Annotated in this window: 19 protein-coding genes; 3 read left to right on the forward strand and 16 right to left on the reverse strand. The window is 67.9% G+C overall.

Annotated features, from left to right (window positions below; translation table 11 throughout):
* Nucleotides 1-59: 59 nt before the first annotated feature.
* Nucleotides 60-608: a peroxiredoxin gene (locus AB4851_RS30410; protein WP_414444345.1), complete on the reverse strand. Its 549-nt coding sequence runs from the start codon at nt 606-608 to the stop codon at nt 60-62.
* 280 nt (nt 609-888) lie between these two features.
* On the opposite strand from AB4851_RS30410, the gene cdpA reads away from it, so the two are divergent.
* Together cdpA and AB4851_RS30420 are read left to right on the forward strand one after the other, a co-directional pair.
* Nucleotides 889-2,640 (forward strand): cyclic di-GMP phosphodiesterase CdpA, encoded by a 1,752-nt coding sequence (gene cdpA, locus AB4851_RS30415; RefSeq protein WP_414450062.1) that lies wholly within the window; start codon nt 889-891, stop codon nt 2,638-2,640.
* Nucleotides 2,641-2,661: 21 nt separating this feature from the next.
* A complete protein-coding gene (locus AB4851_RS30420; RefSeq protein ID WP_414450063.1) occupies nt 2,662-4,194 on the forward strand; it encodes an HDOD domain-containing protein in 1,533 nt (510 codons plus the stop codon).
* Nucleotides 4,195-4,291: 97 nt separating this feature from the next.
* Here AB4851_RS30420 and AB4851_RS30425 read toward each other — a convergent pair whose 3' ends face one another.
* The 11 genes from AB4851_RS30425 to AB4851_RS30475 all read right to left on the reverse strand — a co-directional run bounded on the left by AB4851_RS30425 (nt 4,292) and on the right by AB4851_RS30475 (nt 15,928).
* The gene (locus AB4851_RS30425) at nt 4,292-5,089 is read right to left on the reverse strand and encodes an ABC transporter substrate-binding protein (protein WP_414444342.1); all 798 of its coding nucleotides are present in this window, start codon (nt 5,087-5,089) and stop codon (nt 4,292-4,294) included.
* Between the two features lie 116 nt (nt 5,090-5,205).
* Complete coding sequence (gene astE / locus AB4851_RS30430; protein ID WP_414450064.1) at nt 5,206-6,276, reverse strand: succinylglutamate desuccinylase; 1,071 nt, start codon at nt 6,274-6,276, stop codon at nt 5,206-5,208.
* Nucleotides 6,260-7,612 carry an N-succinylarginine dihydrolase gene (gene astB, locus AB4851_RS30435; protein ID WP_414450065.1) on the reverse strand — a complete coding sequence of 451 codons (1,353 nt, stop codon included), beginning with the start codon at nt 7,610-7,612 and terminating at the stop codon, nt 6,260-6,262. Before astB ends, astE begins: the two co-directional genes overlap by 17 nt.
* Nucleotides 7,613-7,625: 13 nt before the next feature.
* Nucleotides 7,626-9,089 (reverse strand): succinylglutamate-semialdehyde dehydrogenase, encoded by a 1,464-nt coding sequence (gene astD, locus AB4851_RS30440; protein WP_414450066.1) that lies wholly within the window; start codon nt 9,087-9,089, stop codon nt 7,626-7,628.
* Between the two features lie 3 nt (nt 9,090-9,092).
* On the reverse strand, nt 9,093-10,127 hold the full coding sequence (gene astA, locus AB4851_RS30445) for an arginine N-succinyltransferase (protein ID WP_414450067.1): 1,035 nt from the start codon (nt 10,125-10,127) through the stop codon (nt 9,093-9,095).
* The gene (aruF, locus tag AB4851_RS30450) at nt 10,124-11,209 is read right to left on the reverse strand and encodes an arginine/ornithine succinyltransferase subunit alpha (protein ID WP_414450068.1); all 1,086 of its coding nucleotides are present in this window, start codon (nt 11,207-11,209) and stop codon (nt 10,124-10,126) included. The genes astA and aruF overlap by 4 nt, the downstream gene beginning before the upstream one ends.
* Nucleotides 11,210-11,246: 37 nt before the next feature.
* Nucleotides 11,247-12,470: an aspartate aminotransferase family protein gene (locus AB4851_RS30455; RefSeq protein ID WP_414444336.1), complete on the reverse strand. Its 1,224-nt coding sequence runs from the start codon at nt 12,468-12,470 to the stop codon at nt 11,247-11,249.
* A 192-nt stretch (nt 12,471-12,662) separates the two neighbouring features.
* Nucleotides 12,663-13,706 carry a GlxA family transcriptional regulator gene (locus AB4851_RS30460; protein WP_414450069.1) on the reverse strand — a complete coding sequence of 348 codons (1,044 nt, stop codon included), beginning with the start codon at nt 13,704-13,706 and terminating at the stop codon, nt 12,663-12,665.
* A 1-nt stretch (nt 13,707) separates the two neighbouring features.
* Nucleotides 13,708-14,502 (reverse strand): ABC transporter ATP-binding protein, encoded by a 795-nt coding sequence (locus AB4851_RS30465; RefSeq protein ID WP_414444334.1) that lies wholly within the window; start codon nt 14,500-14,502, stop codon nt 13,708-13,710.
* 26 nt (nt 14,503-14,528) lie between these two features.
* Nucleotides 14,529-15,242, reverse strand: a complete 714-nt coding sequence (locus AB4851_RS30470; RefSeq protein ID WP_414444333.1) for an ABC transporter permease — start codon at nt 15,240-15,242, stop codon at nt 14,529-14,531.
* On the reverse strand, nt 15,239-15,928 hold the full coding sequence (locus AB4851_RS30475; protein WP_414450070.1) for an ABC transporter permease: 690 nt from the start codon (nt 15,926-15,928) through the stop codon (nt 15,239-15,241). The genes AB4851_RS30470 and AB4851_RS30475 overlap by 4 nt, the downstream gene beginning before the upstream one ends.
* Before the next feature lie 445 nt (nt 15,929-16,373).
* On the opposite strand from AB4851_RS30475, the gene acnB reads away from it, so the two are divergent.
* Nucleotides 16,374-18,959, forward strand: coding sequence for a bifunctional aconitate hydratase 2/2-methylisocitrate dehydratase (gene acnB / locus AB4851_RS30480; RefSeq protein WP_414444331.1), 2,586 nt, complete (start codon nt 16,374-16,376; stop codon nt 18,957-18,959).
* Nucleotides 18,960-19,108: 149 nt separating this feature from the next.
* On the opposite strand, the gene bamE is transcribed toward acnB, so the two are convergent.
* From bamE to hpnJ, 4 genes are all read right to left on the reverse strand, one after another.
* Nucleotides 19,109-19,681: an outer membrane protein assembly factor BamE gene (gene bamE, locus AB4851_RS30485; protein ID WP_414450071.1), complete on the reverse strand. Its 573-nt coding sequence runs from the start codon at nt 19,679-19,681 to the stop codon at nt 19,109-19,111.
* 91 nt (nt 19,682-19,772) lie between these two features.
* Entirely contained in the window at nt 19,773-20,894 is a 1,122-nt protein-coding gene (locus AB4851_RS30490; protein WP_414450072.1) for an HpnL family protein, read from the reverse strand.
* Complete coding sequence (gene hpnK / locus AB4851_RS30495) at nt 20,891-21,769, reverse strand: hopanoid biosynthesis-associated protein HpnK (protein ID WP_414450073.1); 879 nt, start codon at nt 21,767-21,769, stop codon at nt 20,891-20,893. The genes AB4851_RS30490 and hpnK overlap by 4 nt, the downstream gene beginning before the upstream one ends.
* Nucleotides 21,770-21,807: 38 nt before the next feature.
* Nucleotides 21,808-23,229, reverse strand: coding sequence for a hopanoid biosynthesis associated radical SAM protein HpnJ (hpnJ, locus tag AB4851_RS30500; RefSeq protein WP_414451982.1), 1,422 nt, complete (start codon nt 23,227-23,229; stop codon nt 21,808-21,810).
* Nucleotides 23,230-23,338 lie beyond the last annotated feature (109 nt).

Raw genomic sequence — 23,338 nt, forward strand, 5'->3', positions numbered from 1 at the left:
ACGGCGGCCGAATCGGCCGCCGTTGTCGTTTCCAGCGCGAGTCGAAAAAGCCGGCGCGCTTACTGCGTCTTGTGCGCCGCCGCCCAGGCCTTGACGGCGTTCATGGTGTTCTCGACGTGCTTGTCCGGCGACATGCTGGTGTACTCGTAGAGCACCTTGCCTTCCGGCGAAATCACATAGGACACACGGTTCGCGCGATCGACGGCCGGCAGCTTCGCATCGTATTCGCGGATGATCTTCGCGTCCGGATCGGCCGCCACCGGGAATTTGCTGCGGCATTCGCTGACCGAAAACTTCTTCAGCGTGTCGATCTTGTCGGCCGACACGCCGATCACGGTCGCGCCGTATTTCTTGTAGTCATCGACCGCATCGGCGAACGCATGGGCCTCGATGGTGCAGCCGGTGGTGAACGCGGCCGGGTAGAAATACAACACCACCGGCCCTTTCTTCAGTTGCTCGTCGAGCGAATAGGAGTAGGTCTTGCCGCCCAGCGACGCCTCGGTCTTGAAGTCCGGCGCGGCATCGCCGGCCTTCAGCACGGCGTGCGCCGCCAGCGTGTGCATCGCCAGCGCGGCCACCGCGATGGTCGAGAGAATTTTCCGCTTCATTTCGTTCCTCATTTTCAATAAAGTCCAAGATGTTCCCGAATTCGCCCCGATCCACTCGCCAAACATTCCGGCAGGTGAAATGGGGCGGTAGACAAATCCGTACCGCAGACTCGCTAAAGAATCCGTACCGTTAGCCGTTATTGCAACGGAACCACGGGGTTCCAGCCTCACCCAGCCAGCGAGAAACATGGAAGCCATCAGGAACACGTCGCCTCGGAAGAGCGCCTGGCATCACGCCCTCCGCGCACTGCGCCGACTTGCGTGGTCCAGCGGCGCGTTGATGCCGTCGCGCGCCAACGCACCACGGGACGACGATACCGTCCGCAATTGGCTCGAACAGACCGTCGGTCCGGTCGATTTTCTTGCCCATCTCGATCGCGACCTGCGATTCCTTTACGTCTCGGACGCCAGCCTGCGTTTCATCGGCTATCACCGCGACTACCTGCACACGCTGACGCTTCGCGATCTGATTGCCGAGCAGGATACCGCGACGCTCGATGCGCTGCTTGCCCGCGCGCAGCAAACCGGCCAGGTGGAGAAAGCGACGGTGTGCATCGTCAAGTCGCTGACCTATCCGCTCGACGTGGAACTGCGCGCGGTGCGCAGCCGCCATGCGGGTGTGGACGGCTATGCGATCGCGGCCTTCGACGTGTCGGCCTGGCGCGCGATCGAGGCGCGGCTGACCTACGAGATGCACCACGATCCGATGACGGGGCTCGACAACCTGTCGGCGCTGATCCCGGGCCTGATCGAGGCGCAACGCGTGGCCGACGAGCATGGCACCTGCGCCGCCCTGCTGCTGCTCGATCTCGACGATTACCAGCGGATCAACCGCGGGCTGGGCTACGACGCCGGCGATACGCTGCTGCGCGATACCGCCCAGCGCCTGAAGGCCGCGATCACCGGCGACGAGAAACTGGCCCGCGTGGCCAGCGACAAGTTCGCGATCGTGTTCAGTTCGACGAACCGGGCGCTGGCTCAGGACCAAGCGCAAACGTTGGCGCGGCGTTTGCAGGCCGCCATCCAGCCGCCCTACCGCTACGACGGCCAATCGGTGCATCTGTCGGCCAGCGTCGGCATCGCGCTGTATCCGGACGAGCGCTCGCTGGCCGGCCTGCGCAGCCACGCCCAGCATCACAGCCCGCTGCTGCGCCGCGCCGATCACGCGCTGACCCAGGCGAAATCGCTCGGCGGCAACACGCTGGCGTTCCACCAGAGCGCGGCCGACCCGACCGACGCCGAGCGCCTCAAGCTCGAATCGGATCTGTACGACGGCGTGCGCAACGGCGAATTCTCGCTGCACTTCCAGCCGATCACCGAAAGCCGTACCGGCGCTGTAGCCGGCGTCGAGGCGCTGATTCGCTGGCAGCACCCGGTGCTGGGCCTGGTGCCGCCGTCCACGTTCATCCCGTTGGCCGAATCGATCGGGCTGATTCATTACCTCGGCAACTGGGTGTTGAAGGCCGCCTGCATGCAGATCGTGGCCTGGGACGATCAAGGCCTGGTGCTCGAATACGTGGCCGTGAACGTGTCGCCGCAGCAGTTCCGCGACCCGCGCTTCGTGCAGAGCGTGCGCGAGGCGGTGGCGCTGACCGGCATCAGCCCGCAGCGGATCGTGCTGGAAATCACGGAAAGCCTGCTGATGCACGACCCGGTCGGCGCCAAGACGCTGCTGGAGGAAATCGCCTCGCTCGGCATCCGTTTCGCGGTGGACGATTTCGGCACCGGCTACTCGAGCCTCGCCTATCTGCAACGTTTCCCACTGGCTCGCTTGAAGATCGACCGGAGTTTCGTAGAAAATCTATTGACGTCGCGCAACGATCGCGCGATTGTATCGGCCGTCGTTGGACTTGCGCAAACGCTCGATCTCGAACTGGTGGCCGAAGGCGTCGAAACCGAGGCGCAACGCGAGTTGCTGACCGAGATGGGCTGCGATCACATTCAGGGTTGGCTCGTCTGCCGGGCGCTGCCGTCCGACGAACTGGCGCAGCGTTTCGAGGATCGGCTGCTTTACCTGCGCGAACCGGCCTGACGGCCGAGCGTTTTTAATCGTATGACGACATTGACCGAACACCTGCCGAAAGCGGCGCTGCTCGACAAGCTGTGGGCGCGCATGAACGACCGCGGCGATTTTCCGATGCTGTCGGATTCGCTGCGCGCCACCATGGCCGCGATCGATAACGACAATCTCGACTTCTCGGCGCTGGTGCGCGTCGTGCTGTCGGACTTCGCGTTGACGCAGAAGGTAATCCGGCTGGCCAATTCCGCGATGTATATCGCCTTTGGCGGCAACATCACGACCGTCACGCGCGCCCTGATGGTGCTCGGGATCGATGCGGTCGGCCATCTGGTGGTGGGCCTGAAGCTGGTCGACCACTTCCATCAGGGCGCCTCGCAGCGCATCGACGCCCGGCTCGAACTGAACCGTGCGCTGCTGTCGGGCTGCGTCGCGCGCCGTCTGACCGAGGACGCCGACCTGCGCGCCGGCGAGGAAGCCGTGGTCTGCACGCTGATGCGGCAGGTCGGCAAGCTGCTGGTGGTCAATTATCTCGACGGCGAATGGGAGGCGATCCGCCACCGCGCCGCCAAGCTCGGCTGCGACGAGGCGACCGCCTGCCTCGACGTGCTCGGCGTGAGCTTCGACGAGATCGCCCGCGAGGCCGCCGTGCGCTGGCGCCTGCCCGACGTGATCCGCTTCAGCATCGCGCCCGCGCCGTCCGAGCACGACGAGGATGCCGACGAGCCCGAAGCCGCCCGCGCGCCGGTGATTCCGGACAGCCCCGGCGACGAAGGCGACGCCGAACGCGTGCGCTGGCTGCGCGCCGTCAGCGAATGCGCCACCGAGGTGGCCGCCGCGATGACCGCGCCCGGCGTCACGCCGACGCTGCGCGACACGCGCCTGACCACGCTCGCGCATCGCTTCGGCACCGCGCTCGGCATCGAATCGGACGCGCTGGTCAAGATCGCCCGTGAGCTGACCCACGACGAAACCAGCGACACCGTGCTGCGCGAGATCATCGCGTTGCGCAGCAACGCGGCCGCGCTCGAGCGCGCCGCGTCCGAACCGCAGGCCACGCTCGATTCGGGCCTGGCCGACCTGCGCGCGCTGCCGTCCGAGCATCGCCGCGAGCCGGTGCTCGCGCTGGCCTCCGAAAGCGTGCTGGCCGGCCTGCGCCTGAGCCGCACCGTGATGTTCGTGCGCGGCGACGACGGCACCTTCATCGCCCGGCTCGGCTTCGGCCACGGCATCGAAACGGCGCTCGGCCGGCTGCGTTTCCACGAGACCTTCGAGCCGGACGTGTTCCATCTCGCGATCTCGAACTCGGTCGGCATCTTCATCGAGGACGCGCGCGATCCGAAGATGCTGCGCCGCCTGCCGGCCTGGTATCGCGACGCGTTCCACGACGTGCACGGCTTCGTGCTGCTGCCGGTGCGCAGCGGCGAGCATTGCGTCGCGCTGCTGTACGGCGACTGGTCGGGCTCGCAGCAGACGCAACGCATCGCGCATCGCGAGATGGCCGTGCTCAACAGCATGGGCGCCGAACTCGCGCGCTTCTTCGCGCCGCCCGAGACCGAATCGCACTGAGCGCGCACACCGCGCCAGGCCCGGCCATGAAAAAACCGGCCGCCCCCTTGCGGGTGCGGCCGGTTTTTCATCGTCGGTACTCGTCGCTACACCGGCGTTACTTCAACACCACCGGCACGCTGAAATACTTCTTCGCCAGGGTGTCGATCGTGCCGTCGGCCTTCAGCGCCTTCAGTGCGCCGTTGACCGCGGTCAACAGGTCGGCGTCGTTCTTGCGCATGCCGAAGCCCACGCCCGAACCGAGGATCTGCGCATCCACCACGTGATCGCCGGCGAACGCGAAGCCCGCGCCCTGCGGCTTCGACAGGAAGCCCTTGGCGGCGGCTTCGGAATCCTGGAACGTCGCGTCGAGGCGACCGGACTTCAGGTCTTCGTAGGCCAGATCCTGGGTTTGATACGGCACCACTTCCACGCCGGCCGGCGCCCAGCGCGCCTTCGCGTACGACTCCTGGATCGTGCCCTGCAGCACGCCCACGCGCTTGCCCTTCAGCGAAGCCGGCGTCGGCAGCAGGCCGCTGCCCTGCTTGGCGATCAACTGGTTCGGGATCGAATAGATCGGATCGGTGAACGCCACGGCCTTCTTGCGCTGGTCGGTGATCGTCATGTCCGAATTGATCGCGTCGAACTTGCGTGCCTGCAACGCCGGGATCAGGCCGTCGAAATCGTTCTCGACCCACACGCACTTGACCTTCAGCTTGGCGCAAACCGCATTGCCGACGTCGACGTCGAAGCCGGCCAGCTTGCCGTCCGGCGTCTTGTACTCGAACGGCGCGTACGAGGCCTCGACGCCGAAACGGATCTGCTTGAGTTCCGCGGCGTGCGCGCCGGACAGGGTGGACATCGCGGCGGCCGTCGCCACCGCGCATGCGGCCATGTTTCGCCAGTTCAACTTCATCGAAAGGTTCTCCTCGGTAGTCGGGATGGATTGTTCAGCAAACGGCGCGGCCGGCAACACCACCAGGCCGCGAGGCCGCGATTGTAACGCCGCGCGCGAACGCGGCGCCAACTTGTCTAGTCGAGCGCGGCCAGCGTGGCCGTGGTGGTATCCACCACCATCAGCCCCGCGCGCAGGCCCGGCTTGACCGACGGGTTCGGAAACACGATCCGCTCCTCGTCGTGCGACACCTGGTAGCGGTAGCTGCCGTCACGCGCCACCAGCGTGTCGCGCGGCAACGGCGTGAAGTTCGGCACGTCGTTCGCCACGAACAGCTCGAACGCCTCGCTCTGCTTGGTGATCTGGCCGATCACCGTGAAGATGCGCGGCGGCGCCGGCGGCACCTCGTGCGCCGCGAACGCGGTGCCCGACACCAGCCCGCGCACGGCGGCATCGGCCGCGGCGAACCGCGCCAGGTCGTTCTGGCCGAACGGCCGCGCCTTGCCCAGTTCGAGCGTGCAGGCGAGCGCCCCGCAGGCGCTGGCCGTGAACTGCGAATAGGTGTTGCCCTGCTCGGTATGCAGCAGCACCGCGGCGATCTCGGCGCGGCCCAGCCAGTCGATCATGGCGCGCGCGGGCGGCTCGCCGATATGCGGCAGCAGCGCGAAACGCTCGAACGCCGAGGCGCGGATCGCCGTATGCAGGTCGAGATGCCAGCGCGCCTGCCGCACCGCCGGCGCGCCCTCGAAGAAGCGCTGCGCGGCCGCCTCCAGCACCGCGGCGCGCGGGGCGTCGCGGCTGTCCGCGCGCTGCGCGTGGCGGCCGTTGAACAGGCGGTTCAGGTCGTCGTCGAGGTAACGCGTGCCGGCGCGCATCGCGCCCGGATGGCCGAGCACCACCAGCAGCCGCGAGGCCAGCGGCAACGCGCCGCGCGTCAGGTCGCGCACCAGCGCCGATACCAGCTCGATCGGCGCGGTTTCGTTGCCGTGCACGCCGGCCGACACCAGCACGCAGGCCGGCGTGCTGGCCGCCGACATGCACAGCACCTCGGGCGTCAGTTCGAGCAGGCCCTCGCCGCGCCACGCGAAGCGGATCATGCCGTCCGCGCACACGCCCTCGCGCTCGTCGGGCTCGCCGCCCGCCAGCGTGAACGCCAGGAAATCGTCGAGCCAGGCGGGCGCGCCGCCGCGATCAGCGCTGGAAGTCATAGAGCGAGCCGAGTTTGAGGATTTGCGTCAGTTCGTCGAGCGCCGTGCGCGACTCGTCGAGCAGCACCGGATCGGTCAGATCGGCCGGCGCGAGCCGGTCGCGGTAGTGCTTCTCGATCCATGCGTCGAGCGAGGCGAACAGCGCGTCGTCGATCCAGACGTTCGCGCCCACCGCCGCCCGCTCCGCCTCGGTCAGCACCACGCGCAGGCGCAGGCAGGCCGGGCCGCCGCCGTTCTTCATGCTCTCGCGCAGGTCGAACACCTTGACCTCGCGAATCGGGCCGTTGCCGCCCTCCAGCGCCTCAAGATAACGCGCGACGCGCTCGTTCTCCAGGCACTCCTGCGGCACCACCAGCACCTGCGCGCCGTCGGCGCGCGTCAGCAACTGGCTGTTGAACAGGTACGAGCCGACCGCATCGCTCACGCCGACCGCCGCATCGGGCACCTCGATCACGTTCAGGCGCGCGCCGCGCTCGGCCAGCGCGGCCGTCAGCGCGTCGTACACGGTGTGACGCTCGGCGAACGCCAGTTCGTGGCAGAACAGCGTGTCGCGGTTGCCGACCGCGATCACGTCGTTGTGGAACACGCCGGCATCGATCACGTCGGGGTTCTGCAGCGCGTAGACGGTGGCCGCATCGGCCAGGCCGTGACGCTGCGCCACCGCGCGGCTCGCCTCGAAGGTCTGCCGGGCCGGGAAGCGCTTCGGCTCCGGCCCGCGCCGGTACTCGCTGCGCCCGTAGACGAAGAACTCCACGCCCGGCTCGCCGTAGCCGGCGCAAAACCGCGTGTGATTGGCCGCGCCTTCGTCGCCGAGCGCCGGGGTGCCCGGCAGCGCGTCGTGCACCATGAAGCGCGATTCGTCGGCGAAGATCGTCGCGAGCGTGCGCTGCGTGGCGACATGCTCGATCGCGCGGTGCAGCTTGCTGCACAGGTTGGCCGGCGTGAAGTGCACGCGCCCATCGCCGGTGTCGGCCGACGGGCTGACGGTGGCGGCGTTGGCCGTCCACATGGCCGAGGCCGAGCTGGCCGCCGCCAGCAGTTCGGGCGCTTCCCTGGCGGCCTTGGCGATCACGTCGGCGTCCTTGCCCGAGAAGCCCAGCTCGCGCAGCAGCCGCAGCGACGGCCGCTCCTGCGGCGGCAGCACGCCCTGCGCGAAGCCGAGATCGGCAAGCTGCTTCATCTTGCGCAGCCCCTGCTTGGCCGCCGCCTTCGGGTTGGCCGCCGATTTCTCGTTGTTCAGCGAGGCCACGTTGCCGAACGACAGGCCCGCGTAGTTGTGGGTCGGGCCGACCAGCCCGTCGAAATTCGCCTCGATGGCGTTGCGCGTTGCGTTCATCGTTGCTGTCCGCTCAGAAATGGAGGCCGGGCGACAGGCTCGCCGGCATCTGCAGTTGCTCGCTCTCGACCGAGGCCATCGGATACGCGCAGTAATCGGCCGCGTAGAACGCGCTCGGCCGGTGGTTGCCCGAGCGGCCCGCGCCGCCGAACGGCGCGGCCGACGATGCGCCGTTGGTCGGCCGGTTCCAGTTCACGATGCCGGCGCGGATGCTGCGCTGGAAATGCGCCCACGCGCCGGCATCGTCGGACAGCAGCCCGGCCGACAGGCCGTAGGCGGTGTCGTTGGCCAGCGCGATCGCCTCGTCGAAGCTGCGGTAGCGGATCACCTGCGCGAGCGGGCCGAAATATTCGGTATCCGGCAGGTCGCGCACCTCGGTCACGTCGAGGATCGCGGCGTTGACGAAGCCGAGCGCCGCGTCGCGCTGCGCCATCGCGATCACGGGCCGCGCGCCGGCCGCGAGCAGCGCCGTTTGCGCCTCGACCAGCCGCGCCGCCGCGCGCGCCGAGATCACCGCGCCCATGAACGGCTGCGGATCGGCGTCGTAGCGATCGGCGCGGATCGCGGCCGTGACCTCGGCGAAGCGCGCGAGGAAGCGGTCGCCCTGCGCGTTGTCGGCCACGAAGATCCGGCGCGCGCAGGTGCAGCGCTGGCCCGCCGACAAAAACGCCGACTGGATCGTGTGGTGGACCGCCGCATCGAGATCGGCCACCTCGCCCACCACCAGCGGATTGTTGCCGCCCATCTCCAGCGCCAGCACGATCTCGGGCCGGCCGCCGAACTGGCGGTGCAGCAGCGTGCCGGTGTCGGAGCTGCCGGTGAAGAACAGGCCGTCGATCTGGCGGTGGTTGGCGAGCGCCACCCCGGCGTCCTTCTCGCCCTGCACCAGGTTCAGCACGCCGGCCGGCAGCCCGGCGTCGCGCCAGGCCTCGACGGTGGCGCGCGCCACGCCCGGCGCCAGCTCGGACGGCTTGAACACCACCGTGTTGCCGGCGATCAGCGCCGGCACGATATGCCCGTTCGGCAGATGGCCGGGGAAGTTGTACGGGCCGAACACGGCCACCACGCCGTGCGGGCGGTGCCGCAGCACGGCGGTACCGTCGGCCATCGGCGTGCGTTTCTCGCCGGTGCGCTCGTGATAGGCCGTGATCGAGATCGCGACCTTGTTGGCCATCGTCGCGACTTCGGTGCGCGCTTCCCAGAGCGGCTTGCCGGTTTCGCGGCCGATCGCGGCGGCCAGCGCTTCCTTGCGTTCCTCCAGGATCGCGGCGAAGCGCTGGACGATCGCGATGCGCGCGTCGAGCGCGAGCGCCGACCAGTCGGCGAACGCGCGGCGCGCGCTGGCGACGGCCCAGCCGACATCGGCCTCCGAGGCGCTCGCGCCGCGCCAGACGGTCTCGCCGGTGCCGGGGTTGCGCGAGGCGAATTCGGGGCCGCTGCCGGCGACCCAGTCGCCATCGATGAAGAGTTCGGACATGTGTTATCTCGGTTGGGATTTCAGCGCGTAGACGCGCACCGGATCGCCTGCCGCAACGTCGAGCGCGCGGGCGTCGGCGGCGCTCAGCACGAAGCGGCCGTCGGCCACCGCGCCCGGCGCCGCGCCGACGCGAAAATCGGCGAGCGAGGTGTTCGACACGAGCGCGCGCGGGCCGCCTTCCGCCGCCGCTGCGGGTTCGCCGATCTCGACCGGCACCACGATGCTGTCGCGCACCGTGCGCAGGTCGGACACGTGGCATTCGAGCACCGGGCCGGCGTCGAAGATATCGACGTGGTTCTGGTAGCGCAGGCCTTCGGCTTCGAGCATCTTGCGGGCCGGCAGCGTGTCGCGGTGCGTGAGGCCGATGCAATCCTGCGCGTCCTGCGGCAGCAGATCGACGTACACGGGAAAGCGCGGCATCAGCTCGGCCAGGAACGATTTGCGGCCGTGCGAGCTCAGGTAATCGGCGGCGTTGAAATCGATCTGGTAGAAGTGCGAACCCACCGCGCGCCAGAACGGCGAGCTGCCGGCCTCGTCGAAATGGCCGCGCAACTCGGCGCAGATCCGCTCGGGAAAGCGCTCGCGGAACTGCGCGATGAACATGAAGCGCGAGCGCGACAGCAGCCCGCCCACGCCCGCCGTGCGATAGCGCGGGCTCAGGAACAGCGAGCAGACTTCGGCATAGCCGGTCAGGTCGTGCGAGATGTTCAGCAGCGACATGCGGGTCCACACGCCGAGATCCTGGCTCGCGTGCACCACGGTGGCCACGCGGTAGTTGTAGAACGGCTGCGCGAGCCCGACCTCGGTTTCGATCCCGCACACGCCGGCGATGTCGCCGCTGGCGGTGTCTTCCATCACGAAGAAGTAGCCGGCCTCGGCGGCCGTGGCAGTGCCGTCGAGCGTGCAGCGCGCGCGTTCGACGCGCGCCGCGAGCGCGTCGCGGTCCGGCTTGAAGGTGGTCAGGCCCGGGCCGGTTTCCTGCGCGAGCGCCACCAGCGCATCGACATCGCCTGTCTGTACCACGCGAACCACGATCATCGCGGGTCTCCCGAAAGCGGGGTGGCCCCGTGGGTTGAAGTGACCTCGTCGCGGCGATGCAGCGGCACGCAGCGCACCGCGTCGCCGTCCACCACGCCGAGCGCGGCGCGCGCGGCGGCGTCGAGCGGCGCCTCCATCGCGTGGACCGTTGCGGCATCGGGCAGGTCGACCAGCACGCAGCGAAACGCCTCGCCCTCGCCGGCCGCCACCAAGTGCGTGGCGCCCGCCGCCGCGCCGGCCGCGTTGCGCACCGTGCGCGCGACGTTGTGCGTGACGCAGGCGGTGCGATCGACTTGCGCGGTCAGCACCGGGCCGGCATCGAAGATATCGACGTAGCGGTCCGGCTCGAAACCTTCTTCGAGATGGATGTCATAGGCGAGCAGGCCGTGTTCGTTCGGCTCGCCGAGCACGCGCTGCGCCGCCTCGGGCAGCAGCGGCACGTAGATCGGATACACCGGCATCACCTCGGCGATGAACGTGCGGCTGCGGCCGCCCGATTCCACCTCGATATCGGCGAAATCGCGATGGAAGAACTTGCGGCCCACCGCTTCCCAGAACGGCGACGCACCGTGCTCGTCGGTCACGCCGAGCAGCAGCGAGAACACTTCCGGCGTGAAGCGGCGGCGGTTCGCGGCGATGTACATCATGCGGGCGCGCGATACCAGGTGCGCGGCGGCATCGCCGCGCAGCGCCGGGTCGACATAGAAGCCGCCCAGCCGGCTCTTGCCGGTCAGCTCGTGCGACATGGTCAGCGCGTGGATCTTGCGGTTCACATGCAGCTCGCGCGAGGCGTGGATCAGCGCGTCGTTGCGGAACGCGTAGAACGGCTCCGAATAGCCGGCCGCGGCGACGATGCTGGCCGTGCCGAGCAGGCGCCCCGTCTCGCTGTCTTCCAGCACGAACAGGTAGAACTCCTCGCCGGGGAAATCGGCGTCGGCGCGAAACGAATCCTCGGACAGCGCCACGCGCGCTTCCAGCGCGCGGCGGTCGTGCGGCAGCGAGTGCAGCACCGGCCGCGCGGTGCGGGCCATCTGCGCCAGCGCGTCGAGGTCGGCAAGCCTGCCGGGGCGTACGAATAGCATCGTCGTTCCTGTGAGCGGGGTGGGCCGGGCGGGTGGGTCAGCGGCTCGCGCCGACCACTTCGTCGACCGCGCGCGAGAAGCGCGCGAGGCCTTCGTCGAGCACGTCGAGCGGAATCACCAGCGACGGCACGAAGCGCAGCACGTTCGGGCCGGCGATCAGCATGATCACGCCGTGCGCGGCGGCCGCGTTGACGAAATCCTTGGCGCGGCCGTCGAAGGCCTCGGTCAGTTCGGCGCCGATCAGCAGGCCCTTGCCGCGGACCTCGCGGAACAGGCCGCCGTGCTTCGCATCGAGCGCGGCCAGCGTGGCCCGAATGCGCTCGCCGCGCTCGTGCACGCCGGCCAGCAACTCGGGATTGCTGACCAGTTCCACCACCTTGTCGGCGATCGCCGAGGCCAGCGGATTGCCGCCGTAGGTGGTGCCGTGCACGCCCACCTTGAAATGCTCGGCCAGCTCGGTGGTGGTCAGCATCGCGCCGATCGGGAAGCCGTTGCCGAGCGCCTTGGCGGTCGTCAGGATGTCGGGCGTGACGCCGGTATCCATGTAGGCGTAGAAGTGGCCGGTGCGGCCCACGCCGGTCTGCACCTCGTCGAAGATCAACAGCGCGCCGTGCGCGTCGCACGCTTCGCGCAGCGCTTTCAGGAACGCCGGATCGGCCGGGATCACGCCGCCCTCGCCCTGCACCGGCTCGACGATCACAGCACAGGTGCGCGGGCCGATCGCCGCCCGGGCCGCCTCGATGTCGTTGTACGGCAGATGGCGGATGCCTTCGGGGCGCGGGCCGAAGCCGTCCGAATACTTCGGCTGGCCGCCCACGCTGACGGTAAAGAACGTGCGGCCGTGGAACGACTGCGCGAACGAGAGGATCTCGTATTTATCGGCGCCGAAGCGGTCGAACGCCACGCGGCGCGCCAGCTTCAGCGCGGCCTCGTTCGCTTCCGCGCCCGAGTTCGCGAAGAACGCGCGATCGGCGAAGGTCAGGCTTTCGAGGCGCTTCGCGAGACGCAGCACCGGCTCGTTGGTGTAGCCGTTGCCGATGTGCCAGAGCTTGCGGCCCTGCTCCTCGAACACCTTCAGCACTTCGGGGTGGCCGTGGCCGAGCGCCGTCACCGCGATGCCGCCCGCGAAATCGACGTACTCCTTGCCGGCGGTGTCCCACACGCGCGAGCCTTCGCCGCGGTCGGGTACGAAAGCGGCCGGCGAAAACACCGGCACCATCACGTCATCGAAAGTCTGTCGGGTCACGTTATCGCGGGTCATGGCGGTTCCTTGGTTCGGCAATCACAGGGTTCAGTGTAGGCAACGGGGCGCGAGACGTCTTGCGCATTTGCGACGGGTTCTATCGGCTTGGCCGGTTGCGCATCGCGAAACACGCGGAGAGCGGGAACGCAGTTCGCTCGCCATTCCGGCGCGCGTATTCACGATGCGGCCACGATGCATTCACGGGCGCGCTCACCGGTCGTCGTCGCGTTCGACCAGCGCGCCCGCGCGCGGTTCGCTCGTGCCGCCGTGCTGCTTTTCGAGCCACGCGCGGCGATCCTCGCGCGGCGTCACGCCGAAGCGTTCGCGGTAGGCATTCGAGAAATGCGCGGCCGATGAAAAGCCGCAGGCGAGGCTCACCTGCACCACCGATTTGCTGGTGCGCTGCAATTGCGTGCGCGCCTTCAGCAGCCGCAGGTTCAGGTAATACTTCGACGGCATCGCGCCGAGATACTGGCGAAACAGCCGTTCGAGCTGGCGCCGCGAGATGCCCACCAGCTCGGCGATCTCGTCGGTGGTGAGCGGATCCTCGACGTTCGCTTCCATCAGTTGCAGCGCGTCGTTCAGGCGCGGATGGCGCTCGCCCGGCGCGGTCACGAACGGAATCCGCTGGCGCGTCTCGGCGCTTCTTGGCGCGGCGCAGCCGAGCGCGTCGGCGATCCGCTCGGGCAGCGCCGGGCCGTGATCGCGGCCGATCATCGCCAGCATGAAATCGAGGCTGGCCTGGCCGCCCGCGCAGGTCGCGCGATCGCGGTCGATTTCGAAGATCTGCTGGGTGACGATGGTGCGCTCGAACTGCTCGGCGAACTGCTGATAGGTTTCCCAATTCACCGCCACGCGATAGCCGGCCAGTTGCCCCGCCATCGCGAGCCACCACACGCCGTGGTGAATGCCCGTGACGAGCGGCGTGCGCTGACCGACGCGTGCGAGGCTGGCGAGGAACAGGCGGTAGTCAGCGAATTGCTGGAAGCGCTCGCTGTGCACGATCAGCCAGTCGCAGGCGATCGCGTCGTTGAACGCCGCGTCGGCCGGCCATTGCGCGCCGCCCGCGAGCGGCACCGGCTTGCCGTCCCACGAACACACCTGCCAGCGGTACAGCGCGCGCCCTTCGATGTCGTTGGCCAGCGCCAGCGCATCGACGATCGGGCCGACGCCCGACATCGACACCGGCGGCAACGCCACGATCGCCACCTGCGTCGTGCGCGCGGCGCCGCCCGCGCGGCCGATCGCCGCCACCTTACTTGAGGCTGCCGGACAGGAACTGGCGCAGGCGTTCGCTCTGCGGACGCGCCAGCACCTCGGCGGGATGGCCCTGCTCCTCGGTGCGGCCCTGATGCAGGAACATCACGTGGTTCGACACGTTGCGCGCGAAGCCCATTTCGTGCGTGACCACGATCATCGTGCGGCCTTCCTCGGCCAGCTTCTGCATCACCTTCAGCACTTCGCCCACCAGTTCCGGGTCGAGCGCCGAGGTCGGCTCGTCGAACAGCATGACGTCGGGATGCATCGCCAGCGCGCGGGCGATCGCCACGCGCTGCTGCTGGCCACCCGACAGATGCGACGGATATTGCTTCTCGACGCGCGGCTGCAAGCCGACTTTTTCCAGGTACTCGCGGGCGCGCGCCTCGGCCTCGCGCTTGGACAGCCCGAGCACGTGCACGGGCGCTTCCATGACGTTCTCCAGCACGTTCATGTGCGCCCACAAGTTGAAGTGCTGGAACACCATCGCGAGCTTGGTGCGAATCCGCTGCAGTTGCTTCGGGTCGGCCACGTCGAGCGCGCCGCTTTTATCGGCCTTGGTGCGGACCGTTTCGCCGTCGACGATGATCTGGCCCGCGTTCGGCCGTTCGAGGAAATTGATGCAGCGCAGGAAGGTGCTCTTGCCCGAGCCGCTGGCGCCGATGATGCTGATCACGTCGCCCGCTTTCGCGTCGAGCGAGACGCCCTTCAGCACTTCGTTGTCGCCGTAGCGCTTGTAGATATCGATGGCCGCGAGCTTGCTGGCGGGGTTCGGCGGGGTGATGTCGGCCAACTGGCGTCTCCCGGAATGGATACGAATCAATGACGTCCGGCCGCGAGATACGCGAGCCAGTGGCGCTCGGCCCGGCGAAACGCCGCGACGAGTGCGAACGATACCGCAAGATAGATCAGGGCGGCGATCCCGAACGACTGGAACGCCATGTAGGTGGCCGAGTTCGCGTCGCGCGCCACCTTGAGGATGTCGGGCACCGTGGCGGTGAACGCCACCGTGGTGGCGTGCAGCATCAGGATCACCTCGTTGCTGTACAGCGGCAACGCGCGGCGCAGCGCCGAGGGCAGGATCACGCGGCGGTAGGCGGTGAACGGGCTCATGCCGTAGGCGCGCGCCGCCTCCACCTCGCCGTGCGCCGTGGCACGAATCGCGCCCGCGAAGATCTCGGTGGTGTAGGCGCAGGTGTTCAATGCGAAAGCCAGGATCGCGCAATGGAAGCCGCTGCGGAAGAACGCATCGAGCAGCGAATGCGCGCGCACGAATTCGAGGCTGTACATGCCCGTGTAGATCAGCAGCAACTGCACGTAGAGCGGCGTGCCGCGAAACACGTAGGTGTAGGCGCGCACCGGCATCGACACCCAGCGCTTGCGCGAGACGCGCGCCACCGCGAGCGGAATCGCGCACACGAAGCCGATGCCCACCGACGCCGTCAGCAGCCACAGCGTGACGGCCAGGCCCGACAGGCGTTGCCCGTCCCAGTACAGGAAGGCGCGGCCGAACTCCTGGATGATCTCGATCATAGTTCCGCGTGCCTCACGCCGGTCGAATAGCGCCGCTCCAGATGCCGCAGCACGAGGTTGGACAGCGTCGTGATCGCCAGGTAGATCAGCGCCGCGACGAGGATGAAGAAGAACATGTTGAACGTGCTCTTGCCGGCGTCCTGCGCGGCCTTGACCACGTCGGCCAGGCCGATGATCGACACCAGCGCGGTGGCCTTCACCAGCACCTGCCAGTTGTTGCCGATGCCGGGCAGCGCGAAGCGCATCATCTGCGGAAACAGGATTCGCGCGAACACGCGCAGCCCGCTCATGCCGTAGGCCGCGCCCGCCTCCAGCTGGCCGCGCGGCACCGACAGAAACGCGCCGCGAAACGTTTCGGTGAAATACGCGCCGTAGATGAAGCCGAGCGTCAGCACGCCGGCCACGAACGGATCGATGTCGATCTGGTCCCAGCCGAGCAGGTCGGTGATGTCGTTGAGCCAGATCTGGATGCTGTAGAACAGCAGCAGCATCAGCACCAGGTCGGGCACCGAGCGGATCAGCGTGGTGTAGCCGGTGCCGAGCGCGCGCAGGCCGCGCCGCGGCGACAGCTTGGCGAGCGCGCCGAGCAGGCCCAGCACCACGGCGGCGGCGAGCGACAGCACCGACAGCTCGATCGTCTGCACGGTGCCCGCCCAGATGAGGGGGCCGAATCCGTAGAGGAACACGCGCGTCTCCTGAAGTGGGTCGGTTGGGAAGCCGGCGGCCGGCGTTCGAGTGGGGCGGATGGTTGCAGGCGAAAAAAACGGCCACAAACCGGGGCCAGGCACCATGCTGCAACGCAACATCGCGACACGATGCCCGACGCATCGCGCAACGCCCCGCAACGCGGGGGCTCGCGCCGCCCCGGCAAGCCGCCTGTCAGGCTCGGGGCCGGATGCGGGCGGTGCGTTTTTGCACGTTTCGGGTCGCTTTTTCGATAGCGCGGGGCCGGCAAAGCCGGCCGGCCGAGGAATGGGGACGCGTCTTCACCGTCAACTCTTATATAAGATATAAGACGTTTGACGCAAAAGCGGTTAACGACTGAGAATCCCGGGCGAAGCAGCACCCGTAGCAGCCTCGGAGCGCCTGAAAGAGGCCTTCGCCCTGAAACGCCCTATCAGCAGGTCCCCCATGCTAGAAAACTTTCGTGCTCACGTAGCCGAACGCGCCGCGCTCGGTATCCCCCCCCTGCCGCTGACCGCCAAGCAAACCGCCGAACTGGTGGAACTGCTGGCGAACCCGCCCGCAGGCGAAGAGCAAACCCTCGTCGAACTGATCACCTACCGCGTGCCCGCCGGCGTGGACGAAGCCGCCCGCGTGAAGGCCGGCTTCCTGGCCGCCGTGGCCAAGGGCGAGACCGCCAGCCCGCTGATCTCGCGCGAGCGCGCCACCGAGCTGCTCGGCACGATGCTGGGCGGCTACAACATCCAGCCGCTGATCGAACTGCTCGCCGATGAAGCCGTGGCCGCCACCGCCGCCGACGCGCTGAAGAAAACCCTGCTGATGTTCGACCAGTTTCATGACGTCAAGGAGTTGGCCGACCAGGGCAACGTTCACGCCAAGGCCGTGCTGCAAAGCTGGGCCGACGCCGAATGGTTCACGAGCCGCCCGGAAGTGCCGGAAAGCCTGACCATCACGGTCTTCAAGGTCACCGGCGAAACCAATACCGACGATCTGTCCCCGGCGCCGGACGCCACCACCCGCCCGGACATCCCGATGCACGCGCTGGCGATGCTGAAGAACGCGCGCCCCGGCATCACGCCGGAAGAAGACGGCAAGCGCGGCCCGGTCAAGTTCATCGAATCGCTGAAGGAAAAGGGTCACCTGGTCGCCTACGTGGGCGACGTGGTCGGCACCGGCTCCTCGCGCAAATCGGCCACCAACTCGGTGCTGTGGTTCACGGGCGAAGACATCCCGTTCGTGCCGAACAAGCGTTTCGGCGGCGTGTGCCTCGGCGGCAAGATCGCCCCGATCTTCTACAACACGATGGAAGACGCCGGCGCGCTGCCGATCGAACTCGACGTGTCGCAGATGGAAATGGGCGACGTGGTCGAACTGCGCCCGTACGACGGCAAGGCCCTGAAGAACGGCGCCGTGATCGCCGAATTCACCGTCAAGTCCGACGTGCTGTTCGACGAAGTGCGCGCCGGCGGCCGCATTCCGCTGATCATCGGCCGCGGCCTGACGGCCAAGGCGCGTGAAGCGCTGGGCCTGGCTCCGTCCACCCTGTTCCGCCTGCCGCAACAGCCGGCCGACAGCGGCAAGGGTTTCTCGCTCGCGCAGAAGATGGTCGGCCGCGCCTGCGGCCTGCCGGAAGGCCAGGGCGTGCGCCCGGGCACGTACTGCGAACCGAAGATGACCTCGGTCGGCTCGCAGGACACCACCGGCCCGATGACGCGCGACGAACTGAAGGACCTGGCCTGCCTGGGCTTCTCGTCCGATCTCGTCATGCAGTCGTTCTGCCACACGGCCGCCTATCCGAAGCCGGTCGACGTCAAGACGCACCAAACCCTGCCGAACTTCATCAGCACGCGCGGCGGCATCGCGCTGCGTCCGGGCGACGGCGTGATCCACTCCTGGCTGAACCGCATGCTGCTGCCCGACACCGTCGGCACCGGCGGCGATTCGCACACCCGCTTCCCGATCGGCATCAGCTTCCCGGCCGGTTCGGGCCTGGTGGCCTTCGCGGCCGCCACCGGCACGATGCCGCTGGACATGCCGGAATCGGTGCTGGTGCGCTTCAAGGGCAAGATGCAGCCGGGCGTCACGCTGCGCGACCTGGTCAACGCCATCCCGCTGTACGCGATCAAGGCCGGCACGCTGACCGTCGCCAAGCAAGGCAAGAAGAACATCTTCTCGGGCCGCATCCTGGAAATCGAAGGGCTGCCGGACCTGAAGGTCGAGCAGGCATTCGAGCTGTCGGACGCCTCGGCCGAGCGCTCGGCTGCCGGTTGCTCGGTGCACCTGAACAAGGAACCGATCATCGAGTATCTCAACAGCAACGTCACGCTGCTGAAGTGGATGATCGCCGAGGGTTACCAGGACCCGCGCAGCCTGCAACGCCGCATCGACGCCATGCAGCAATGGCTGGCCGACCCGCAACTGCTGCAACCGGATGCGGACGCCGAATACGCGGCCGTCATCGAAATCGATCTGGCCGACATCCACGAGCCGATCGTGGCCTGCCCGAACGATCCGGACGACGTGAAGACGCTGTCGGACGTGGCCGGCGCGAAAATCGACGAAGTGTTCATCGGTTCGTGCATGACCAACATCGGTCACTTCCGCGCGGCGTCGAAGCTGCTCGAAGGCAAGCGCGACATTCCGGTCAAGCTGTGGGTCGCTCCGCCGACCAAGATGGACCAGAAGCAACTGACCGAGGAAGGCCACTACGGCGTGTTCGGCACGGCCGGCGCGCGCACCGAAATGCCGGGCTGCTCGCTGTGCATGGGCAACCAGGCCCAGGTGCGCGAAGGCGCGACCGTGATGTCCACCTCCACCCGCAACTTCCCGAACCGTCTGGGCAAGAACACCAACGTGTATCTGGGCTCGGCGGAACTGGCGGCGATCTGCTCGCGTCTGGGCAAGATCCCGACCAAGGAAGAGTACATGGCCGACATGGGCGTGCTGACGGCCAACAGCGACAAGATCTACCAGTACATGAACTTCGACCAGATCGAAGATTTCAAGGAAGTGGCCGACACCGTCAAGGCTTGACGGCACGCCGGGCGGCGGCGGGGCGACCCGCCGCGGCATCGCGTCAATAAAGCGTCGATAAAAATGGCGCCGCGGGTGTGAACCCGCGGCGCCATTTTTCATTGGGCGGCCGGTGACCGGTGGCAAGGCAGGCCGTGCCTGCCCCCGCCCTACCGCCCCCGCATCAGGTCCGAGCGCGAGGTGGTCGTCACCAGCCCGTCGTCGCCGAAATGCACGTTGTAGAACGCATCCTGGTTGACGCCGTCCTCGCGCCAGCGCCAGCTCCATACCGTTTCGGGCTTGAGCGGGTAGCGCGCCACCTCGGTTGGCTTGCCGAGCAGTTGGCGGACCTGATCCTGCGTCATGCCGGGGCGGATCATCGCGAAGGTGTCGGCCGTCAGCACCTGCGTCGCGCCGAGATACAGACCGTTGCGGTCGATGTCGACCATGTAGGTTTCGTCGCCCATCGGCCCGCGCGGGTATTCGAGGCGCTTCGAGCCGTCGAGGTTCTGGCGCTCGGTTTCGGGCTTGCCGAGCTGCGCGCGCACCTCGTCCTCGGTCGAGACGCCGGCCTTCAGCTTGCGCAGCAGCAGCGGCGCGGGCTGGATCGAGCGGAACAGTTGCTTGAGTCGATGCACGACGGCGTCCTCCTGGCGGCTGTCGCAGCCGCCGAGCAGACAGGTCGCGGCGACGGTTGCGGCCACCAGCCACGGCCGCGCCGGCCGGAAAACAGATGCAATCATGGGGAACACGGATGCGCGCGAACGCACCGAACTGGGCACCGTGGAAGCATACGCGCGTCTGCGCACTGTTCACAAATCGGGGTGGTAGCGGTTAGCGCGTCTCGGGCTCGCGGTTTTGCTCGTGCTGCGCGCGGGACGCGCCCGGCTCCGCCGCGGCGGGCCGGTTGCCGCCTTCATCGTCATCGTCGCCGGCTTGCGGTGCGTTCGCTTCGTGCTTCGCTTCGTGCTTCGATGCGCGCAGCTCGCGCCGCGTCACGCCGATCTCGACGATCTGCCACGACGCCAGCGCCAGCCCGCCGAACAGCAGCTCGCGCGCGCGCCGCACCAGCGCCAGCGAAAACGCCGTCTCGCGATCGACGCCGAACAACTGCGCCAGCACGACGATGGTGCCCTCCTGCACACCCACCCCGCCCGGCACCATGAACGCCGCGTGCCGCACCGCCTGGATCATCGCCTCGATCGCGATCGCGCCGCCCACCGGCACGCGATGGCCGAGCAATTCGAGCGCCCAGTAGATTTCCAGCGCACCGATGATGTAGGCGATCAGTTGCAGCAGAAACGCGCGCGCCAACAGCCCGGTGCGCTTGAGCAGGCCGGTGATGTCGGCATCGAGCCGCTTGCCGTCGATGCCTTGCAACAGCGCGCTGGTATCGCCGAGCAGCTTGCCCGCGAAGCGTTCGATGGTGTGGAAGATCCCGCCGCGCCGCAGCAGCACGAAGCACACGGCCGGAATCGGCAGCGACAGCACCAGCGCCAGCGCGATGGTCCGCGCGCTGCCGCCCCCGCCCGTATCGGTCAGCGCCAGCAGCATCACCAGGCCGATGGCCGAGAACGCGTACTGCACGCTGACGGTGATCAGCACCTCGACGATCACCGAGGCCGTCACGAAGCTCGCATCGGGCACCTTCCAGCGCGCGAGCCGGATGCCGACGATCTCGCCGCCCACGCCCACCGTCGGCAACAGCCGGTTCACGGCCTCGCGGATGGTGGCGATCCACCACAGGAACGGCAGCGGTGCACGGCGATCGAGCAGCAGGCGCCAGGCCTGCGCGTCGAGCAGCAGCGGGACCAGGTGGAACGGCACGAGCCAGAGCAGGACGAAGCCGGCGCGGCCGATGATGCGCATCACGTCGCCGAAGCCCTGATGCACGACCGTCACGAGCAGCAGTGCGATACCAACCGGCCAGCCGAGCCGGCGAATCCATTTGATCATCGTGTCGCACCCGCTGCCGGGGCGGCATGCGCGCCGCCCGCCTCGATGCCGCAAAGCGTGCCCGCGCCGCCGAACACGGCCGCGAACCCGCCGCGTGCGATGCCTGCCTCGGCCAGCGCGGCCGCCACGCGCGGCGACAGCAGCGCATCGAGTTCGGCCGCCGGCCGGTAGCCGCGCATCGACGCCGTGACCGGCGCATCGCCCGCCTCGACATCGGCCTCGGCCGGATGGCAGTACAACTCGCCCACGCCGCGCGCCGGCATCGCGGCGATCGCGTCGAGCAGCACGCGCTCGTCCATCCGCCCGGTCTGCGCGATGCCGACCACGTAGTCGTTATGCGCAAGCCCGGCGCGGTCGAGCCGCGCGCGCACCAGCGCGATCCACGGCCGCAGCCAGGCCGGCGCGCCGCGCTCGAACGGCAGCCGCACCGCGCGCAAGCCGTAGTCGCGCCCGATCTCGACGATCATCGCGAGCACGGTGGGATGCAGATGGAAATGCTTGTGCGCATTGACGTGATCGAGCACCAGCCCGGTCGCGGCGAACGCCTCGAATTGCGCGCGGATCTCGCGGCGCAGTTGCGCGCGCACCCACGGCAGGAAAAAGAACCGGCAGCCGTCGCGCGCCATCGCGCCGCCGAAACGGCCGGCCGGCCCGACCAGCGCCGGAATCTCGCCCGGCGGCAACATCGCCGCGCCGTCGGCCAGCACCAGATGCAGGCCCACCGCGAGCGACGGCAGGCGCCGCGCGCGTTCCACGGCATCGCGCGCGGCCGGCGCGGCCACCATCAAACTGGCCGCCGCGAGCACGCCATCGCGATGCGCGCGCTCGACGGCGGCATTGACGCGCGGATGCAGACCGAAATCGTCGGCCGTCATGATCAGCGCCCTTCCCGAACTTCCTTCCTTCACTCCGTTCAAGCCTCGTGTGCCCGCAGAAAACGGAAGAATTCTACGCCCTCGCGCAAACGGCGTTTCATCATGTCCCAGCTCGTCAGCATCTCGCTCACGATCTCCCAGATCTTCGACGGCCGGAAATAAAACGCCCGGTAGAAGTGTTCGAGCTCGTGATAGATGTCGTCCTTCGACAAGTGCGGATAGCCGATCGCGGCCAGTTGCACGCCGGCCTTGCTGACCAGGTTGATGGTCTTGTTCTCTTCCATCCAGCCGTTTTCGATGGCCTGCTCATAAAGCTTCGTGCCCGGATACGGCGCGGCCAGCGACACCTGAATGGTGTGCGGGTTGATTTCCTTGGCGTATTCGATCGTCTTCTTGATCGTGTCCTTGGTTTCGCCGGGCAGGCCCAGAATGAACGTGCCGTGAATCTTGATGCCGAGCTTCTTGCAATCTTCGTTGAAACGGCGCGCGATGTCGGTGCGCAGGCCCTTCTTGATGTTCAGCAGGATCTGGTCGTCGCCCGATTCGTAGCCCACCAGCAGCAGGCGCAGGCCGTTTTCCTTCATGACCTTCAGCGTGTCGTACGGCACGTTGGCCTTCGCGTTGCACGACCACGTCACGCCGAGCTTGCCGAGGCCGCGGGCGATTTCCTCCACGCGCGGCTTGAAGTCGGTAAACGTGTCGTCGTCGAACATGATCTCCTTCACTTCGGGCATGTTGTCGCGAATCCACTTCACCTCGGCCAGCACGTTCTCGACCGAGCGCACGCGGTAGCGGTGGCCGCCCACCGTTTGCGGCCACAGGCAGAACGTGCATTTCGAGCGGCAGCCACGGCCCGTGTAGATCGAGACGTACGGGTAGTTCAGGTATCCGATGAAATAGTTGCCGATCTTCAGGTCGCGCTTGTAGACGGGCGCGACGAACGGCAGCTCGTCCATTTCCTCGATCATCGGACGCGGGCCGTTGTGCTCGATCGAGCCGTCGGCGGCGCGATAGCTGAGGCCGAGTATTTCGGCGAACGGCTTGCGGTCCGCCACGTCGCGGCACGTGTAGTCGAACTCCTCGCGGCAGACGAAATCGATCGCGTCCGAGGCCGTCAACGAGTTGTGCGGATCGACCGCCACCTTGGCACCGACCATGCCGACCAGCACCGACGGCTTGCGCTGCTTGAGGTCCTGCGCGAAGGTCGCGTCGGTGGGAAACGACGGCGTGCTGGTGTGGATGATGACGAGATCGTATTCGGCGGCGATCTTCAGCGTGTCTTCCACCGACAGCCCGTCGGCCGGCGCATCGAGCACGCGGCTGCCGGGCACCAGCGCGGCGGGTTGCGCGAGCCAGGTCGGATACCAGAACGAACGGATTTCGCGCTTGGCCTGATAACGCGAGCCGGCGCCGCCGTCGAAGCCGTCATACGACGGCGCTTGCAGGAACAGGGTTTTCAGCGGGGCAACATGTGCTTGCATGATTCGTCTCGATACGATCAATGTTCGTTCAACCCGCGCGACGCCGGCCGGCTCGCGCGCCCTTCTGTGTCGATCCTCGTCGATCCGC

It is taken from the genome of Burkholderia sp. 22PA0099, assembly GCF_047497165.1.
Classification (GTDB): Bacteria; Pseudomonadota; Gammaproteobacteria; order Burkholderiales; family Burkholderiaceae; genus Burkholderia.

Excerpts from the sequence above, each read along its gene's own strand:
- AB4851_RS30410 (WP_414444345.1), bottom strand. The coding sequence starts at position 608 with ATGAAGCGGAAAATTCTCTCGACCATCGCGGTGGCCGCGCTGGCGATG.
- cdpA (WP_414450062.1), top strand. The coding sequence starts at position 889 with ATGCCGTCGCGCGCCAACGCACCACGGGACGACGATACCGTCCGCAAT.
- AB4851_RS30420 (WP_414450063.1), top strand. The coding sequence starts at position 2,662 with ATGACGACATTGACCGAACACCTGCCGAAAGCGGCGCTGCTCGACAAG.
- AB4851_RS30425 (WP_414444342.1), bottom strand. The coding sequence starts at position 5,089 with ATGAAGTTGAACTGGCGAAACATGGCCGCATGCGCGGTGGCGACGGCC.
- astE (WP_414450064.1), bottom strand. The coding sequence starts at position 6,276 with ATGACTTCCAGCGCTGATCGCGGCGGCGCGCCCGCCTGGCTCGACGAT.
- astB (WP_414450065.1), bottom strand. The coding sequence starts at position 7,612 with ATGAACGCAACGCGCAACGCCATCGAGGCGAATTTCGACGGGCTGGTC.
- astD (WP_414450066.1), bottom strand. The coding sequence starts at position 9,089 with ATGTCCGAACTCTTCATCGATGGCGACTGGGTCGCCGGCAGCGGCCCC.
- astA (WP_414450067.1), bottom strand. The coding sequence starts at position 10,127 with ATGATCGTGGTTCGCGTGGTACAGACAGGCGATGTCGATGCGCTGGTG.
- aruF (WP_414450068.1), bottom strand. The coding sequence starts at position 11,209 with ATGCTATTCGTACGCCCCGGCAGGCTTGCCGACCTCGACGCGCTGGCG.
- AB4851_RS30455 (WP_414444336.1), bottom strand. The coding sequence starts at position 12,470 with ATGACCCGCGATAACGTGACCCGACAGACTTTCGATGACGTGATGGTG.
- AB4851_RS30470 (WP_414444333.1), bottom strand. The coding sequence starts at position 15,242 with ATGATCGAGATCATCCAGGAGTTCGGCCGCGCCTTCCTGTACTGGGAC.
- acnB (WP_414444331.1), top strand. The coding sequence starts at position 16,374 with ATGCTAGAAAACTTTCGTGCTCACGTAGCCGAACGCGCCGCGCTCGGT.
- bamE (WP_414450071.1), bottom strand. The coding sequence starts at position 19,681 with ATGATTGCATCTGTTTTCCGGCCGGCGCGGCCGTGGCTGGTGGCCGCA.
- AB4851_RS30490 (WP_414450072.1), bottom strand. The coding sequence starts at position 20,894 with ATGATCAAATGGATTCGCCGGCTCGGCTGGCCGGTTGGTATCGCACTG.
- hpnK (WP_414450073.1), bottom strand. The coding sequence starts at position 21,769 with ATGACGGCCGACGATTTCGGTCTGCATCCGCGCGTCAATGCCGCCGTC.